Source organism: Pseudoalteromonas sp. S4741 (genome assembly GCF_005886135.1).
Taxonomy (GTDB): Bacteria; Pseudomonadota; Gammaproteobacteria; order Enterobacterales; family Alteromonadaceae; genus Pseudoalteromonas; species Pseudoalteromonas tetraodonis.
Window position 1 is genome coordinate 1 of sequence record NZ_PNCN01000213.1, and the last position, 1274, is coordinate 1274.

General features: G+C 44.2%; 1 protein-coding gene. It reads left to right on the plus strand.

The window, feature by feature from the left end; translation table 11 throughout:
* Positions 1-1185, plus strand: coding sequence for an elongation factor Tu (tuf, locus tag CWC30_RS17770; RefSeq protein ID WP_036980581.1), 1185 nt, complete (start codon positions 1-3; stop codon positions 1183-1185).
* Positions 1186-1274: the final 89 nt, after the last annotated feature.

The window sequence follows — 1274 nt, forward strand, 5'->3', positions numbered from 1 at the left end:
ATGGCAAAAGAAAAGTTTGAACGCGTAAAACCGCACGTAAACGTTGGTACAATCGGCCACGTTGACCACGGTAAAACTACACTAACTGCAGCAATCACTAACGTACTTGCAAAAGTATACGGCGGTGTTGCTAAAGATTTCGCATCAATCGATAACGCTCCAGAAGAGCGCGAGCGTGGTATCACAATCTCAACTTCACACGTTGAATACGATACGCCTACTCGTCACTACGCACACGTAGACTGTCCTGGACACGCCGATTATGTTAAAAACATGATCACTGGTGCTGCTCAAATGGATGGCGCTATCTTAGTAGTAGCTGCGACTGATGGTCCTATGCCACAAACTCGTGAGCACATCCTACTTTCTCGCCAAGTTGGCGTTCCTTACATCGTTGTGTTCATGAACAAATGTGACATGGTTGATGATGAAGAGCTACTTGAGCTAGTAGAAATGGAAGTTCGTGAACTTCTTTCTGAATACGACTTCCCAGGTGATGACTTACCACTAATTCAAGGTTCTGCACTTAAAGCACTTGAAGGCGAAGAGCAATGGGAAGCTAAAATCGTAGAGCTTGCAGAAGCACTAGATTCTTACATTCCAGAGCCAGAGCGTGACATCGATAAGCCATTCATCATGCCTATCGAAGACGTTTTCTCAATCCAAGGTCGTGGTACTGTTGTAACTGGCCGTGTTGAAGCTGGTATCATCAACGTGAACGACGAAGTTGAAATCGTTGGTATCAAAGAGACGACTAAGTCTACTTGTACTGGTGTTGAGATGTTCCGTAAGCTTCTTGACGAAGGTCGTGCTGGTGAGAACATTGGTGCACTTTTACGTGGTACTAAGCGTGAAGACGTTGAACGTGGTCAAGTACTAGCTAAGCCTGGTTCAATCAAGCCACACACTACATTCACTTCAGAAGTATACGTACTTTCGAAAGATGAAGGTGGTCGTCATACTCCATTCTTCAAAGGTTACCGTCCACAGTTCTACTTCCGTACAACTGACGTAACAGGTGACGTACAGTTACCAGAAGGCGTAGAAATGGTAATGCCTGGTGATAACGTTAAGATGACAGTAACGCTAATCGCACCAATCGCGATGGACGAAGGTCTTCGTTTCGCTATCCGTGAAGGTGGCCGTACTGTAGGTGCTGGTGTTGTAGCAACTATCGTAGAGTAATAATTAGACTAGCTAATTAATACGAAAAACCAGAGCTTAGACTCGGGTATTTTAATTATCTGAAATTTAATTAATTAGAAGGTTGCTCT

What these genes read in the sequence shown, in the direction of transcription:
- tuf (WP_036980581.1), top strand. Translation starts at nt 1, where the DNA reads ATGGCAAAAGAAAAGTTTGAACGCGTAAAACCGCACGTAAACGTTGGT.